The 15,144-nt window shown below is 71.7% G+C and carries 13 protein-coding genes; 7 read left to right on the top strand and 6 right to left on the bottom strand.

Going from position 1 to position 15,144, the window contains the following annotated elements:
- The first annotated feature begins 74 nt into the window (after positions 1-74).
- The 4 genes from BLV24_RS11855 (at position 75) to BLV24_RS11840 (ending at position 6,786) form a co-directional block, all read left to right on the top strand.
- Entirely contained in the window at positions 75-1,445 is a 1,371-nt protein-coding gene (locus BLV24_RS11855) for an aminotransferase class I/II-fold pyridoxal phosphate-dependent enzyme (RefSeq protein ID WP_092681917.1), read from the top strand.
- Positions 1,446-1,539: 94 nt separating this feature from the next.
- The gene (locus BLV24_RS11850; protein ID WP_092681915.1) at positions 1,540-3,333 is read left to right on the top strand and encodes a capsular polysaccharide export protein, LipB/KpsS family; all 1,794 of its coding nucleotides are present in this window, start codon (positions 1,540-1,542) and stop codon (positions 3,331-3,333) included.
- A 190-nt stretch (positions 3,334-3,523) separates the two neighbouring features.
- Positions 3,524-5,986, top strand: coding sequence for a YjbH domain-containing protein (locus BLV24_RS11845; RefSeq protein WP_176954718.1), 2,463 nt, complete (start codon positions 3,524-3,526; stop codon positions 5,984-5,986).
- Positions 5,983-6,786: a YjbF family lipoprotein gene (locus BLV24_RS11840; protein ID WP_092681911.1), complete on the top strand. Its 804-nt coding sequence runs from the start codon at positions 5,983-5,985 to the stop codon at positions 6,784-6,786. Before BLV24_RS11845 ends, BLV24_RS11840 begins: the two co-directional genes overlap by 4 nt.
- Before the next feature lie 174 nt (positions 6,787-6,960).
- Here BLV24_RS11840 and BLV24_RS11835 read toward each other — a convergent pair whose 3' ends face one another.
- The 3 genes from BLV24_RS11835 to BLV24_RS11825 all read right to left on the bottom strand — a co-directional run bounded on the left by BLV24_RS11835 (position 6,961) and on the right by BLV24_RS11825 (position 8,757).
- Positions 6,961-7,200 carry a hypothetical protein gene (locus tag BLV24_RS11835; protein ID WP_092681909.1) on the bottom strand — a complete coding sequence of 80 codons (240 nt, stop codon included), beginning with the start codon at positions 7,198-7,200 and terminating at the stop codon, positions 6,961-6,963.
- A 320-nt stretch (positions 7,201-7,520) separates the two neighbouring features.
- Complete coding sequence (locus BLV24_RS11830; RefSeq protein WP_092681907.1) at positions 7,521-7,790, bottom strand: hypothetical protein; 270 nt, start codon at positions 7,788-7,790, stop codon at positions 7,521-7,523.
- Positions 7,791-7,896: 106 nt separating this feature from the next.
- The gene (locus BLV24_RS11825; RefSeq protein ID WP_092681905.1) at positions 7,897-8,757 is read right to left on the bottom strand and encodes a TIGR01459 family HAD-type hydrolase; all 861 of its coding nucleotides are present in this window, start codon (positions 8,755-8,757) and stop codon (positions 7,897-7,899) included.
- 337 nt (positions 8,758-9,094) lie between these two features.
- Here BLV24_RS11825 and BLV24_RS11820 point away from each other — a divergent pair, with 337 nt between their 5' ends.
- The 3 genes from BLV24_RS11820 (at position 9,095) to groL (ending at position 11,831) form a co-directional block, all read left to right on the top strand.
- A complete protein-coding gene (locus BLV24_RS11820) occupies positions 9,095-9,556 on the top strand; it encodes a DUF3429 domain-containing protein (RefSeq protein ID WP_092681903.1) in 462 nt (153 codons plus the stop codon).
- A gap of 288 nt (positions 9,557-9,844) precedes the next feature.
- A complete protein-coding gene (locus tag BLV24_RS11815; protein ID WP_092681901.1) occupies positions 9,845-10,138 on the top strand; it encodes a co-chaperone GroES in 294 nt (97 codons plus the stop codon).
- A gap of 46 nt (positions 10,139-10,184) precedes the next feature.
- Positions 10,185-11,831: a chaperonin GroEL gene (gene groL / locus BLV24_RS11810; protein ID WP_092681899.1), complete on the top strand. Its 1,647-nt coding sequence runs from the start codon at positions 10,185-10,187 to the stop codon at positions 11,829-11,831.
- Positions 11,832-12,048: 217 nt separating this feature from the next.
- Here the strand turns inward: groL and BLV24_RS11805 are convergent, their stop codons facing one another.
- The 3 genes from BLV24_RS11805 to BLV24_RS11795 all read right to left on the bottom strand — a co-directional run bounded on the left by BLV24_RS11805 (position 12,049) and on the right by BLV24_RS11795 (position 15,142).
- Positions 12,049-12,300 carry a GlsB/YeaQ/YmgE family stress response membrane protein gene (locus BLV24_RS11805; RefSeq protein ID WP_092681897.1) on the bottom strand — a complete coding sequence of 84 codons (252 nt, stop codon included), beginning with the start codon at positions 12,298-12,300 and terminating at the stop codon, positions 12,049-12,051.
- Between the two features lie 155 nt (positions 12,301-12,455).
- Positions 12,456-13,109, bottom strand: coding sequence for a PRC-barrel domain-containing protein (locus BLV24_RS22860; protein WP_092681895.1), 654 nt, complete (start codon positions 13,107-13,109; stop codon positions 12,456-12,458).
- Between the two features lie 389 nt (positions 13,110-13,498).
- On the bottom strand, positions 13,499-15,142 hold the full coding sequence (locus BLV24_RS11795; RefSeq protein ID WP_092681892.1) for an acyl-CoA dehydrogenase family protein: 1,644 nt from the start codon (positions 15,140-15,142) through the stop codon (positions 13,499-13,501).
- Positions 15,143-15,144 lie beyond the last annotated feature (2 nt).

The following is a 15,144-nucleotide window of genomic DNA, read 5'->3' as shown; positions in this document are numbered from 1 at the left end:
CGCCTGACGCGCCGATACGGCGGCCCCCGCCCCGGGGGCCGCCGCGCGCGCTTGCAAGAAGGAGAGTCGGGACCATGCCCGGCAATACTGGCGAAGGGCGCTTCGGCGCCGCCAAGCGCTCGGCCCTGCTGGAGGAGCTGCGCGAGAAGCGCTCCCGCCGCACCCAGGCGGAGCGTCCGGCCACGCGCAGCACGACCCCGCGCCCCGCGCCCCGGGCCTTCGATTTCTCCCAGCTTCCGGGTCACAAGCAGATCCGCCTGCAGCACTCGGCCGCCGAGATGCTGGAGATCGAGGTCCCCTATTTCCGCGAACAGTCCGGCTATGCCGGGCCGACCTGCATGATCGAGGGGCGGGAGCTGCTGAATTTCAGCTCCTACAACTATCTCGGGCTGAACGGGCACCCGCAGGTCCGGCAGGCCGCCAAGGACGCCATCGACAAATACGGGATCTCGGTCTCCGCCTCCCGCGTGGTGGCGGGCGAACGCGACCTGCACGGGCGGCTGGAGGCCGGGCTGGCGCGGTTCTACCAGACCGAGGATTGCGTCACCCTGGTTTCGGGCCACGCCACCAACATGGCGGTGATCGGCACGCTGCTGGGGCCCAAGGACGTGGTGCTGACCGACAGCTACATCCACAATTCGATCGTCGAGGGCGCGCGCCTGTCGGGCGCGGCGCGGGTGACGTTCCCGCACAATGATTTCGACTGGGTGGAGGACTTCCTCGACCGCAACCGGGGCCGCTACGAGCGCGCGCTGATCGTGGCGGAAGGGCTCTATTCCATGGACGGCGACTGGCCGGACCTGCCCCGGCTGGTGGAGATCAAGGCCCGCCACGACGCCTGGCTGATGGTCGACGAGGCGCATTCCGTCGGCGTGCTGGGCGAAACCGGGCGCGGGATCTGGGAGGCGCAGGGCGTCGACCCGGCTTCGGTCGAGATCTGGATGGGCACGCTGTCCAAGACCTTCTCGGGCTGCGGCGGCTATATCTGCGGGTCGGCCGCGCTGATCGAGCTGCTGAAGGCCAACGCCGCGGGCTTCGTGTTCTCGGTCGGCATGGCGGCGCCGCTGGCGGCGGGCTCGCTCGCCGCGCTGGAGGTGCTGGAGGCCGAGCCCTGGCGGGTGACCCGCCTGCAGGAGAACGGCAAAAGGCTGCTGGAAAAGGCGCAGGCGGCGGGGCTGGACGTGGGCGAGGCCCGCGGCTCGGCGATCCTGCCGGTGATCGTGGGCGACAGCGCGCGGGCCGCGATGCTGTCGGATTATTGCTACAAGGCCGGGCTGAACGCGCTGCCGATCACCTTCCCCGCGGTGCCGGAGAAGCAGGCGCGGCTGCGCTTTTTCCTGACCTCGGAGCACGAGGACGCCCATATCGACCGGGCGGTGGAGATCGTGGCCGAGGCGCTGGAGACGGTGCGCGGCCGCCGCCTGCCCTTCGGCACGGCGGTCTGACGCGCCGCGCCGGGCGGGACGGCCCGGGCGGGCGAGCGCGTGAAGCCGGGGCGGCGACGATCCCGGCGCACGACCGCGGAGGGGCGAGAGGGCGATGATCCCGAAAGATGCGGACCGGCGCGGGCTGCGGCGCGTGTTGCGGGCCCTGAAGGGCCCCATCGGCGCGCGCCCGCGTCCCGTGCACTGGGACCGGGCGCCGGAAGCGGGTCTGTGCCTGCCCTGGCTGCTGCCCCCGGCCCTGCCCGGACAAACCCCCGTGGCAGTGGGCTGGGGCGGGCAGGCGCCCTGCGATGACGCGGCCCTCGCCGCCATGGTCGACCGGCTGCGCCGCGACGGCACCTGGTGGACCGCCGTCGCCGCCGGCGCGCCGCGGCCGCGCGCGATCGCGGATCTGCGCGGCCGCGGGCTGAAGGACGCCGAAAGGCTGCTCGACCGCCTGGAAATCGAAGCCGAAGCCGGAACCTCCGCGCCCTCCGACGGCGCGCCTCCCCTTGAGGCCGCCCCGAGCGAAGCCCCCCCGCGCGAGGCGCTGCTGGCGCTGGCGGAAACGGGCTCTCCCGGCTGGACCGCGGCGCGCGCCCGCGGGCTGATGACCGTCCCGCGCATTCCCCTGGTCGATCCCGCGGCGCTGGAGCTGGTGGTCGCAAATGCCGGCCCCCTGCCCTGGCGCGCGGCGCTGATGGGGCTGCGCGGGCTGGACGCCGGGGGCGCGCCGGTGGACCCCTTCCCCTGGGCCCGGCGCCTGCGCTTCGTCGATCCCTGGCGCGGCGTCGCGATTTCGGCGGAGGAGGGGCTCGACGCCATGGCCTTCCTGCGCCGCGCCGCGCAGGAGAACGACCGCCGCGCGGTCACCGCCGGCCTGTCGGGCTGGAAACGGCGCAACGTCGCCCCGTTCCTCGCCGGGCCGGCCGGGCCGGCGCTGCATCGCGCCCGGGTCGACGCCGCCATGACGCTGGCGCTGGCCGAAGGCGGGCGCGTCGCGGTCTGGGGCGTGCAGGAGCCCGCCCGCGCCGCCATCGGCGCCGCCTGCGAGCTGGTGCATATGGAGGACGGCTTCGTGCGCTCCGTCGGGCTGGGGCTGCGCCACGCGCCCCCGGCCTCGCTGGCGATCGACCGCGAGGCGCTTTATTTCGACGCCACCCGCCCCACGGATTTCGAGCGGCTGACGGCGGCGGCCGAGTTCGACCCGCCCCTTCTGGCCCGCGCCCGCGACCTGCGCGCCCGGCTGATCGCCCTGCGCATCACCAAATACAACCTGCATCGCGGCGCCCGCCCGCCCGAAGTCGGGCCGGAGCGTTTCAAGCTGCTGGTGCCCGGCCAGGTGGAGGGCGACGCCTCCCTGCGCTTCGGCTCCCCGGAAGTGTCGCTGAACGCCGACCTGCTGCGCGCGGCCCGCGCGCGCCACCCCGACGCCTTCATCCTCTACAAGCCGCATCCCGACGTGCTGACCGGACTGCGCGCCGGCGCGGTCCCGCTGTCGGTGCTGGCCGACTGCGCCGACGCGGTGGCCGAGGACGCCTCGGCGGAGGCCTGTCTCGACTGGGCCGACGGGGTGGAGACGATGACCTCGCTGATGGGGTTCGAGGCGCTGCTGCGGGGCAAGGCGGTCGCCTGCCACGGCCGCCCCTTCTACCACGGCTGGGGCCTGACCGAGGCGGCGAGCGGCGGCGCCTTCCACCGCGCCCGGCGGCTGAGCCTCGATGAGCTGACCGCCGCCGCCCTGATCCTCTATCCCCGCTACGTGGACCCGCGCACCCGCCTGCCGGCGCCGCCGGAGCGGGTGCTGGACTGGCTGGACGGGGAACGCGCCTTCGCCCGCACACGCCGCGGACGCATCCGCGACGGCCTGCGGGCGCTGATCTCCCGCGCGCTGAATATCGGGCGCTGAGCCCGCGGCGACGGCCTGCGGCGCTGTGTTGCCCGTGCGACAGGCCACCGGTCCATGTGGCCGCAGTCCGGCCGGCGGCGTCGACAGGACCGGGCTCTCATGCCAAGAAGATCATGGAAACCTTGGACAAGCCTGAACAAAAGGCCATGAGCGAATGAGGGTAGGGGCGAGCCCGGCGGGCCGCAGACGGGTGATCCGCGCCGCGCTGGCCTCGGCCTGCGCGATCGTCGCCGTTCCTGCGGCGGGACCGTTCCTCATCTCCCCCGCCGCCGCGCAGGAGCCTCCGCCGCCGCGGCGCGAGACCCACAACCTGTTCGGCATGACCGGCCTGATCGACACCCCCTCGGCGCGGGTGCAGCCGGACGCGCAGCTCAGCTTCTCCGCCGGCTATTTCGGCGGCTTCCTGCGCAACACGCTGAGCTTTCAGGTGTTGCCGCGGGTGGAGGCGGCGTTCCGCTACTCGGTGCTGGATCAGTTCTTCTCGCCCGACCTGGACCTGTTCGACCGCTCCTTCGACATCAAGATCCTGATCTCGGACGAGACGCGGAACTTCCCGGCCATCGCCGTCGGGCTTCAGGATTTCCTCGGCACCGGCATCTATTCGGGCGAATACGTGGTCGCCTCCAAGCAGGTCCATCCCGAGGTCACGCTGACCGGCGGCTTCGGCTGGGGCCGGCTGGCGGGCACCGGCAACCTGCGCAACCCGTTCACCTACATCTCCGACGGGTTCGAGGACCGCGACACCGTCGGGCTGCGGACCGGCACGGTGCGCTTCGGCCAGTTCTTCCGCGGCCCGGACATGGGCGTGTTCGGCGGCGTGGAATGGCGCCCCAGCTTCGTCGAGGGCGTGTCGGTCAAGGCCGAGTATTCGCCCTTCGACTATTCCATCGACGCGGGGTCCGGCGATTTCGAGCAGACCATCCCGTTCAATTTCGGCGTCGACTGGCAGGCCACCGATCTGATCTCGCTCGGCGCCTACGCCATGTACGGCAGCACGTTCGGCGTGCGGGCGACGATCTCGCTCAATCCCATGGAGGATATCGCGCCGCAGGATCTCGGGGCCGGCCCGATGCCGCTGCGGCCGCGCCCGCCGGTGGAGCAGGGGCCGCCCCCCGGCCTCGGCCCGGTGGTGGAGCGGATCGGCCCGGCGCCCGCGCCCGGCTCGGACCTGTCGCTGGATGCGCTGGAGCTGGAATCCGCCACCGACGGCGCGCGCTGGGCGATCGCCGACGTGCCCGCCGGCGCGTCGCTCGACGGGACCTGCCCGGAGGACGCGGCGCTCGACATCGACGCGCAGCTGGGCGTGGTGGACGGCGTGACCTTCCGCGACGCCGCCGGCGCGCCGATCTGCTCGGTGGTGCTGCGCCCGGCCGGCCAGCGCTATGTCGAGACCAAACGCCTGCGCCGCGGCGGCTACGACACCAGCTGGTTCGCCGATCAGGCCCAGCACGACGCGGCGCGGGAGAAGGTCTCCGCCGCCCTGCGCGCCGACGGGCTGGACATGGTGTCCTTCTCGCTGGAGCCGCAGCGCGTGCGGCTGGAGATCGCCAACCCCACCTACAACTCGCCCCCCAAGGCCATCGGCCGGGCGGCGGTGACGCTGGCCAACGCCCTGCCGCCCTCGGTCGAGGATCTGGAGGTGACGCTGGTCGAGCAGGCCCTGCCCGTCGTCACCGTGATCCTGCGCCGCGCCCGCCTGGAGGCGGTGGCCGAGACCGCGGACGAGGAGCGCGACAGCTGGCTCGGCGCCGAGATCGTCGATACGCCCCCCCGCCCCGGCGCCCCGCTGCCGGAGTTCGAGGGCTATCCGCGCTATTCCTGGTTCCTGACCCCGGCCCTGCCGATCAGCCTTTTCGACCCCGACGCGCCGCTGCGGGCCGACCCGAGCCTGCGCGTCGGCGGCCGGCTGGAACTGGCGCGCGGCGCCTCGGTCTCCGGCACCGTGATCAAGTCGCTGGCCGGGGGCTTCGACGACATCGACCGGCCCTCGGACTCCACGTTGCCGCATGTGCGGTCGGATTATCGCTTCTACCTCCAGGAAGGCGATCCGGGGGTGGAGCGGCTGACCGCGGACTATCTGTTCAAGGTCGCGCCCGAAATCTACGGCCGGGTCTCCGCCGGCATGCTGGAGCGGATGTTCGGCGGCGTATCGGCCGAGGTGCTGTGGAAGTCGGTGGACCGCGACTGGGGCCTGGGCGCGGAGCTCAACTACGCGCGCCAGCGCGACTACGACATGCTGGCGGGGTTCCGGGATTACGACGTGATCACCGGCCACGGCTCGTTCTACTGGGACACCGGCTGGAACGACATGGAGGTCCAGGTGGATGCCGGCCGCTATCTGGCGGGCGATTACGGCGCCACCTTCACCATGTCGCGCCGCTTCTCCAATGGCTGGGAGATCGGCGGCTTCTTCACGCTGACCGACGTGCCCTTCGACGAATACGGCGAGGGCAGCTTCGACAAGGGCCTGTTCCTGACCATCCCCCTGCGCTGGGGCCTGCCCTTCGAGACGCGGGAGCGGGTGCCGATCACCATCCGCCCGCTGACCCGGGACGGCGGCGCACGGCTGGAGATCTTCAACCGGCTCTACCCCATCGTGCGCGAGGCCGACCGCACCGACCTGAAGAACGGCTGGGGGAACTTCTGGCGATGACCGTTCCGGCGACGCATGTCCCCCCGCTGACCGTGCTGGCGGCGACCGCTCCGATGGCGCGCCTCGCGCGGGCGGGCGGGCCTTCCCGCATCATCCGCGCGGCGCTGGCCGGCGTGGGGCTGGCTGTTCTGGCGGGGTGCAGCGGCGGCACCGGGTCATCGGGCGGCGACTCGGGCGCGGCGGTGCTGGCGAGCGTCGGCGACGTCATCGCCGACCAGACCTCGGGCCTGTTCGGCAGCGACGACGAGGCGCCGCCCCCGACCCTGACGCGGGCGCAGATCAACGCGATCAACGCCGCGCTGGTCACCGGCTCGATCGACGAGTCCCCCGACGCCTTCTTCGTGGCGCTGGCCATCAACGGGCCGCGGGTGACCTACATGACCCCGACCCGGCAGAGCCTGACCTTCGACGGCATGGCGCTGGCGGCGACGCATGGGCTGGGCGTGGACCTGGCCGGCTACAAGTCGGACCGCGAGGCCGACCCGCTGGTCACCCGGCGCCCGCTGCGCGACTGGCCCGCGCGGGTCACCCGCATCTACCGCTATCACGACGCGCTGGGCGGGCTGTTCACCCGGACCTTCGAATGCGCGCTGCGCTGGATCGGCACGGAGCCGGTGGAGATCTACGAGCTGACCTACGACCTGGTTCATGTCGAGGAGCTTTGCGCCAGCCCCTACCGGAAGATGATCAACCGCTACTGGGTCGACGAGGAGACGGGCTTCGTGTGGAAGTCCCGGCAATATGTCTCGCCGGAGCGCGGCTCGGTCGATCTCAAGGTGCTGACGCCCTTCGCGCCCTGACCGGACGCCCCCTTCGAAAGATCCGGGATTCGACCCGCCCCGCCGCGCGCGCCGGGCTGGGTCGCTTCGCGCAAAGAAAAACGGCGACGCACGAGGCGCCGCCGTTTTCCGTTATCATAGCCGGAGTGTCCCCCGACAGCTTCGGCTGATCGCGGCCGCGAGGGCCGCGTTCGATCAGTTGGTGCCGCTCGAGGAGTTCGAGGCGGCGATCGCGACGGCGCCGCCGACCACGACCACACCACCGATGGCGAGCAGGCCGGCGGGGATCCCGAGCACGGGAACCGCGGCGAGCGCCTCGTCCTGAGACACGGAAGCGGTCTGCTGCTCCGCGATCTTCGGGGTTTCGATCTGCTCGGCAAGCGCCGGGCCGGCCATCAGGCCGAGCGCGGCAAGCGTAGTCACCATGAATTTCATAGCACCCTCCATACATCCACTAACGGAAAGTTACCGATGTTCTTGCCGCATGGCAACAAGAGTCATGGGGGGGCGCAAGGAAATCGCGTCGCACCCCGGAAAGGGGCGACGTCGCGTCCGCAAGGCTCCAGGCGGGAAGCCCGCAAGCCCATGCGATCGTTCAACAAGCCGCCGAAGGGTGGCGGCGGCCGGCGCGGAGCCGGTCGTCTTCTCGCCGGCCGGGAACGACCCCGCGGCGGCGTCGCCGCGAGGGAATCGCTGTTTGCGGCGCCGCGGGGCGGGGCCCGACGGAATCGCCGGACCCGCCGCGGGCCTCCGGCTCAGTTGGTGCCGGTGGTCGAGGTGGTGTTGGTGGACCCGCCCGTGCCCAGCGCGAGGGCGGCGAAGCCCAGGGCGCCGGCCACGCCGACGCCGACCGCCGGAATCGACGTGCCGGGCAGGGTCGCCAGCGTCTGGGACACGGCGACGCCGCCTTCCTCAGCGGCTTTCGGGGTCTCGGCCCGGGCCTCGTCGGCCAGGGAGAGCGCCGGGACCAGCGCGGGTCCGGCGGCGAGCGCGATCGCTGCGGCGATCGTGGGAAGCTGTCTCATGTCGGTCTCCGGGGCATGTCGCACACGCCCCCCCTCTGGAAACCAACTTAGGGGATCGCGCCTGAACGCCTACCCAACATCACTGTAATACCTTGATTATGAACGTTTATCTCAGACGCCCAATCGTGTATTGCGGCGCAGCATGGTTCGCATCCAGAAACGCTTTCAACCGCGACGGGACGGGATGCTCCGGGTCCTCTCCGCAAACGGAAGCGGCGAGCCCGCCGCTGACGAACAGCGCGTCCAGCCCCTGGGCCGCGGCGCCGGCGATATCGGTGCCCACGCCGTCCCCGACGCAGAGAATGCGCGAATCATCGATCTCGCGCCCCGCGGCCTCGGCGGCCAGCCGGCGGCCCAGCGCGTAGATCGGCGCATGCGGCTTGCCGTAGGCCTCGGTCTCGCCGCCCAGCGCCTCATAGGCCTGGGCCAGCCCGCCGGCGCACCACAGCCGCCGCTCGCCCACGTCCACATGGATGTCGGGATTGGCGGAGAGCAGCCGCAGGCCGCGGGCGCGGGCGGCGGCGAGCTGGTCGGCGTAGTCGTCCGGGGTCTCCGCGTGGTCGTCGACCAGGCCGGTGACGATGACGCTGTCGGCCTCGTCCAGGGAGACGCGCTCAACCTGCGCGGTCTCGAAGAAGGCTTCGTCCTTGGCGGCGCCGATATGGAAGACGCGCCGGCCCCAGTCGCCGGCATTGACCGAAAGCAGGGCGCTGTCGCCGGAGGATACGATGGCGTCGCGCATGTCCTCGGTGGCGCCGAGCCGCTCCAGGTGGCGGGCGACGGAGAATTCCGGGCGCGGGGCGTTGGTCATCAGCACCACGATGCCGCCGCGGGCGCGATAGGCGCGCAGGGCCTCGGCGGCGGCGGGGTAGACCTTGCGGCCGTCATGCACGCAGCCCCAAAGGTCGCAGAACAGGACGTCGTAGCGGCCGTCGAGTTCGGACAGGGATTCGATGATCTGGGTCATGGGGGCTCCGTTCTCCGCCGCGCGCCGGCCCGGAGCGCGGGACGGGGCGGCGTCGGAAGGGGACAGGGACGCGGCGGGCTCGTCCTGCCAAGGCGGCGCGTCGGAGGCAACGGACAGGGCGACGCGGCGACGCCCCCGCCCCCGCCCCCCGGCCCCGCCCGCCCGGCCCGATGCGGGGCGCGCCCTGCGGCGCCGTTTCCTCCGGGCGTCCGCGCGGCGAACTTGCGCCGACGGGCGCGGCCGGGCCAAGTGAGCCCCGGCCCTCGGCCGAAACACGCGCAAACCGCTCCGGGACGCTCCAGTTCCCGGCGGCGGCCCCAGCCGGAGACGCCGCGCCATGCCCACATCCCGTCCCGCCCGATTCGGCCTGTCCGCGGCGCCTCGCCCGGCGGTCGCGCTGGGGTTCGCCGGGCTGATCCCGTTCGTGGGGCTGGCGTTGCTGGCGCATATGGCGCCGGTCGATGTGGCGTTGCGGGCGCAATATTCGTTGTCGGTCTACGGCGCGGTGATCCTCGGCTTCATGGGGGGCTGCCGCTGGGGTTTCGCGGCCTCGGGCATGGGCGAGGGCGCGGGCTGGTGGCCGCTGAGCGTCTCGGTGGCGCCGGCGCTGCTGGCCGCCGCCGCCCTGGTCATAGGCGATGTCGAGGCGCTGTGGATCCTGGCGCTCGGCCTCGTGGCGCTGTTCGCCGCCGACATCTCCCTGACCCGCGCCGGCGGCGCCCCGGCCTGGTGGCCCGCGCTGCGCCTGCCGCTGACGGTCGTGGCCGCGGCCAGCCTGGTGGCCGGCGCGCTGGCCTGAGGCGCGCGCTCTTCACCCTCATTTTCCCCGCCGCCTCCCTTTCGCGCCCGGGCGCGAAGACCTAGGTCCACGGGGTCTGTCGCAGGGCGCTCCGACCGCGGTTTCCGCTGCGGCGCCGAACGCAACGCCGCCATGCGCGGAACGCTTGACAGGAACCCCCCGCGCGCTTACCTCCGCAGCCGTCAGCACTCTCCGACGGTGAGTGCTAACAGCCGGATCTCCGGTCCGTCTGCGACGGAGTCCGGATCGCGCGACAACCGTGGAAGCCGCAGAAACAGGAGCCACGACATGAACTTCACGCCGCTGCATGACCGGGTGCTGGTGCGCCGCATCGAAAGCGAAGACGTTACCAAGGGCGGGCTGATCATCCCCGACTCCGCCAAGGAGAAGCCCCAGGAAGGCGAGATCGTCGCCGTGGGCGAAGGCGCCCGCAAGGACTCGGGCGAGCTGATCGCTCCCGCCGTCAAGGCCGGCGATCGCGTCCTGTTCGGCAAGTGGTCCGGGACCGAGGTCAAGCTCGACGGCAAGGACCTGCTGATCATGAAGGAATCCGACATCCTCGGGATCCTGGCCGCCGCCTGATCGCGACCGCCGTCACATTCCACAACAATGACAGGAGCCTGATCTCATGGCTGCCAAAGACGTCAAGTTCAATTCCGACGCTCGCGACCGCATGCTGCGCGGCGTCAACATCCTCGCCGACGCGGTGAAGGTGACCCTGGGCCCCAAGGGCCGCAATGTGGTCATCGACAAGTCGTTCGGCGCTCCGCGGATCACCAAGGACGGCGTGACCGTCGCCAAGGAGATCGAGCTGGAGGACAAGTTCGAGAACATGGGCGCGCAGATGGTCCGCGAAGTCGCTTCGCGCACCAATGATGAGGCCGGCGACGGCACCACCACCGCGACCGTTCTCGCCCAGGCCATCGTGCGCGAGGGCCTGAAGTCGGTCGCCGCCGGCATGAACCCGATGGACCTGAAGCGCGGCATAGACAAGGCCGTGATCACCGCCGTCGAGGCCATCAAGTCCTCCTCGCGCCCGGTGAACGACACCGCCGAAGTCGCGCAGGTCGGCTCGATCTCCGCCAACGGCGAGTCCGAGATCGGTCGCCAGATCGCCGACGCGATGCAGAAGGTCGGCAATGAGGGCGTGATCACCGTCGAGGAGAACAAGGGCCTCGAGACGGAGACCGAAGTCGTCGAGGGCATGCAGTTCGACCGCGGCTACCTCTCGCCCTACTTCATCACCAACCCCGACAAGATGATCACCGAGCTGGAGGACTGCTACGTCCTGCTGCACGAGAAGAAGCTGTCGTCGCTGCAGCCGATGGTGCCCCTGCTCGAGACCGTGATCCAGTCGGGCAAGCCCCTGCTGATCATCGCCGAGGACGTCGAGGGCGAGGCCCTGGCCACCCTCGTGGTCAACAAGCTGCGCGGCGGCCTGAAGATCGCCGCCGTCAAGGCCCCCGGCTTCGGCGACCGCCGCAAGGCCATGCTGCAGGACATCGCGATCCTGACCGGCGGCCAGGTGGTGTCCGACGATCTCGGCATGAAGCTCGAGTCGGTCGGCATCGACATGCTCGGCACCGCCAAGAAGATCCGGATCACCAAGGACGAGACCACCATCGTCGACGGCGCCGGTGACAAGTCCGAGATCGAGGCCCGCGTTCTGCAGATCCGTCAGCAGATCGAGGAGACCACCTCGGACTACGACAAGGAGAAGCTCCAGGAGCGTCTCGCGAAGCTGGCGGGCGGCGTTGCCGTCATCCGCGTCGGCGGCGCCACCGAGATCGAGGTGAAGGAGCGCAAGGATCGCGTCGACGACGCGCTCAACGCGACCCGCGCCGCGGTCCAGGAGGGCGTGGTTCCCGGCGGCGGCGTGGCCCTGCTGTGGGCGTCGAAGTCGCTCGAGGGTCTGACCGGCGACAACTCCGACCAGAACGCCGGCATCGGCATCGTGCGTCGCGCGCTGCAGGCGCCGATCCGTCAGATCGCGCAGAACGCGGGTCTCGACGGCGCGGTCGTGGCCGGCAAGGTCATGGAGTCCGAGGACCGGTCCTTCGGCTTCAACGCCCAGACCGAAGAGTACGGCGACATGTTCAAGTTCGGCGTCATCGACCCCGCGAAGGTCGTGCGCACCGCGCTTGAGGATGCGGCGTCGGTCTCCGGCCTGCTCATCACCACCGAGGCGATGGTCGCCGACAAGCCGGAGCCGAAGGGCGCCGGCGGCGGGATGCCCGACATGGGCGCCATGGGCGGCATGGGCGGCATGATGTGATCCGCCTCCCCGGCCCCTTCGGGGGCTGGGGAACGCGCGCGACGCACAGCCGACCTGACGGTCGAAACAGGAACGGGGCCGCGCATCACGCGCGGCCCCGTTTCGTTTGGCCCGTTTCGTTTGGGAAGATGTCGTTCGGGTCGTTCCGCCCGGACCGGTCTCGCGGGGGATGGCGCGTCGCGCCCGCCGCCCGCCGTCTCCATGCTCCCGCCGGTCTTCAGCCTCTGCCGCGGATGAGCCCGAGCAGGGCCAGAAGCGCCACCGCGCCCACCGTCGCCGTGATCAGGGCGCCGATGAAGCCGCCGGCCGCCAGGCCCACCGCTGAGAACAGGAACGCGCCCAGATAGGCGCCCACGATGCCCACGATCAGGTTGGTCAGCAGCCCGTGATCGCGCTTCAGGATCTTTTCGGCCAACCATCCCGCGATCAGTCCGATCACCAGGAAGCTCAGCCAGCCCACGCCTTCCATGTCGTTCTCCTTGTTCCGTCGCGCTCCGCTTCGGGACGCTTTTCCACGAAGTGGCGCATCCCGTCCGAACGGCAAGGGGCCGCCCGAGAGCGGCCCCTTCCGGTCGTGTCGTCAGGGCCCGGTCCGACCCGAAGGCCGGACCGGAGCAAGAGGCGTCACCCCTCGTATTCGGGCATCGACTCCAGCTGCTCGCGCGAGGCGGAGACATAGACCCGCAGCTCATCGGCGTCGTCGGTCGAGCGCATGATCTTCAGCTCGTCCATCGACAGGGCCACGCGATGCTCGCCCAGGCCGAGGAAGCCGCCCACGTCGATCACCGCGCCGTTCACGGTGGCGCCGTCGTCGCCCAGGGTCAGCTCGACGACTTCGCCGATGTCCTCGTTCGAGGCGTCGAAGACGTCCACGCCCTCCAGCTCTTCGCTGGTCACGGCGGAGGCGTCGGCATTGGCCCAGCCTTCCGCGTCGGCGTCGGCGTCAAGCTCGGCGTCGGCGCTGTCGAGCGCCTTGTCGGCCTCGGTCGCGGCGGCGTCAGCGGCGGATTCGATCTTCTGGCCGGCGGCGTCCATGGCCTCGCCGGTCTCCTCGGCGGCGTGGTCGATGGCTTCGCCGGTGTCCTCGGCCGCATTTTCGGCGGCGGCCTCGGTCTTTTCGCCCAGGCTGGGCTCGCCGGCGTCGGCGGGCATGGCGGCGGCCGGCGGCGTGGAGGCGCCGGTCTCGACCTTCGCGTCGGAGTCTGCGTTCATCCCGGCGGCGTAGGCGGGGGCGGCGACAACCAGGGCCAGGGCGGTGGTGGCGATAAGGCGCTTCATCTCACGTCTCCTGCGTCTCGGCGGGTCCGGCGTCGCGCCGTTCAGGGCGCGGACTTTGGGGACCGGGTGTCCGCCTCGGTTCGTGAAATGACCTAGCCGGAGGGGGCGGCGGGTCCATGCCATCCGCAAAAAGGGTCCGGAATCGCCTTGATTGCGGCAGGGATGCGGCAAGGCGCAAGCGCATGACATGAAACGACTTCACCCCGATCACGGCGATGCGAGCCGCGCGTGAGGGCGCCGAAACGGGGCGCCGCCCGGCCGCCCCGTCGCCGCGGCGGCGCCGCATCCCCGGCGCCGAGGCGCCTCCTTGGTCGGCAGGACTCCGCGCCGGGCGGATCTCGGCGCAACGCCGCCCCCCGGAACGCCCCCGGATCACCGTCGGAACGCCGTCAGATCATCGCGGCCAGCGCCGCCGCGTCGGTCCCGCGCGGCAGGGTCCCCGGCGTTCGCCCCCAGTCGCCCCCCAGCCGCGTGGCGATGAAGGCGTCGGCTACGAGATCCGGCCCCGTCCGCATCAGCTCCGCGGCCTGCGCCAGCAGCGCCAGCCGCTCGACCAATGCGCGGGCCTGCGCCTCCTCCGGCCGGGCCAGCGCGGACATGGCCGCGTCCATCGCGAGGTCGAAGCGCCGATCCGCCCCTCGCGCGGCGGAAAGATCGGCTTTCAGCGCCGCCGTCGCCCTCGGCTCCCGCGCCAGCGTGCGCAGCACATCGAGGCAGATGACGTTGCCCGACCCCTCCCATATCCCGTTCAGCGGCGCCTCGCGGTAGAGCATGGGCAGCGGGCTCTCCTCGATATAGCCGGCGCCGCCGAGGCACTCCATCGCCTCCACCACCACCGCCGGGGCTCGCTTGTTGGTCCAGTATTTCGCGATCGCCACGACCAGCCGGGCGAGCGCGCGGTCCGCCTCGCCGGCCCCGTCGCCCCCCGACCCGTCGAAAGCCCGCGCGGCGCGCATCACCAGCGCGAAGCTCCCCATCCAGTCCAGCGCCAGGTCCGCCAGCACCGCCTGCATCAGCGGCTGATCGGCCAGCCGCTTCTGGAAGGCCGAGCGATGCCGGGTCCAGTGCGCCGCCTCCTCCAGCGCGCGGCGCATGAAGCCGACGGGCGCGGTGGCGGCGTCGAGCCGGGTGTGGTGGACCATCTCGATGATCGCGGGGACGCCGCGGCCGGGCTCTCCGACCAGCTGGGCCAGCGCGCCGTGATACTCGATCTCCGAGGAAGCGTTGGCGTGGTTGCCCAGCTTGTCCTTCAGCCGCTGGAGCTGGATGGGGTTGCGGGTCCCGTCCTCCAGCCAGCGGGGGACGAGGAAGCAGGTGAGCCCGCCGTCCAGCCAGGCCAGCGTCAGAAAGGCGTCGGACATGGGGGCCGAGCAGAACCACTTGTGGCCGGTCAGGCGGTAGCCGACCTCGACCTTTTCGGCCCGGGTCTCGTTGGCGCGGACGTCGGAGCCGCCCTGCTTCTCGGTCATCGCCATGCCGAGGGTGACGGCGGTCTTGGCCGAGGGCGGGGCGACGCGTCCGTCATAGGCCCGCGCCCGGGCCTTCGGCGCCCATTCGGCCGCGAGATCCGGCGCGGCGGCTTCCAGCGCCGGGACCGCGGCGTAGGTCATGGTCAGGGGACAGCAGACGCCGGGCTCGACCTGGCTCAGCATGTAGACCATCAGCGCATGGGCGGCCTGACCGCCCCGGGCGCCGTCGGGCTCCCACGGGCGGGCGGCGTATCCGGCCTCTGCCCCGCGGGTCATCATGGCGTGGTATCCGGGGTGGAAGCGCACCTCGTCCAGCCGACGGCCGCCGCGGTCGAACAGGAGAAGCTCGGGTTTCCCGCGGCGCGCGGCCTCGGCGTCCTCCATCGCCTCGGCCGAGCCGATGGCGGCGGCGAAGCTCTCCAGCGCGGCGAGGTCATGGGGCGCGTCGCGGGCCGCCGCGGCGCGCAGCGGGGCGTCCGGGGACCACAGATCCAGCGCGGCGCGGGCCTCCGGCTGGTTGGCGACGGAATGGGTGGCGAGGTCGGCGCGGGGCGCGAAGGTCATCG

The organism is Albimonas donghaensis (assembly GCF_900106695.1).
In the GTDB taxonomy this organism is placed as follows: Bacteria; Pseudomonadota; Alphaproteobacteria; order Rhodobacterales; family Rhodobacteraceae; genus Albimonas; species Albimonas donghaensis.
This window is presented reverse-complemented; position numbering and strand designations above follow the sequence as displayed.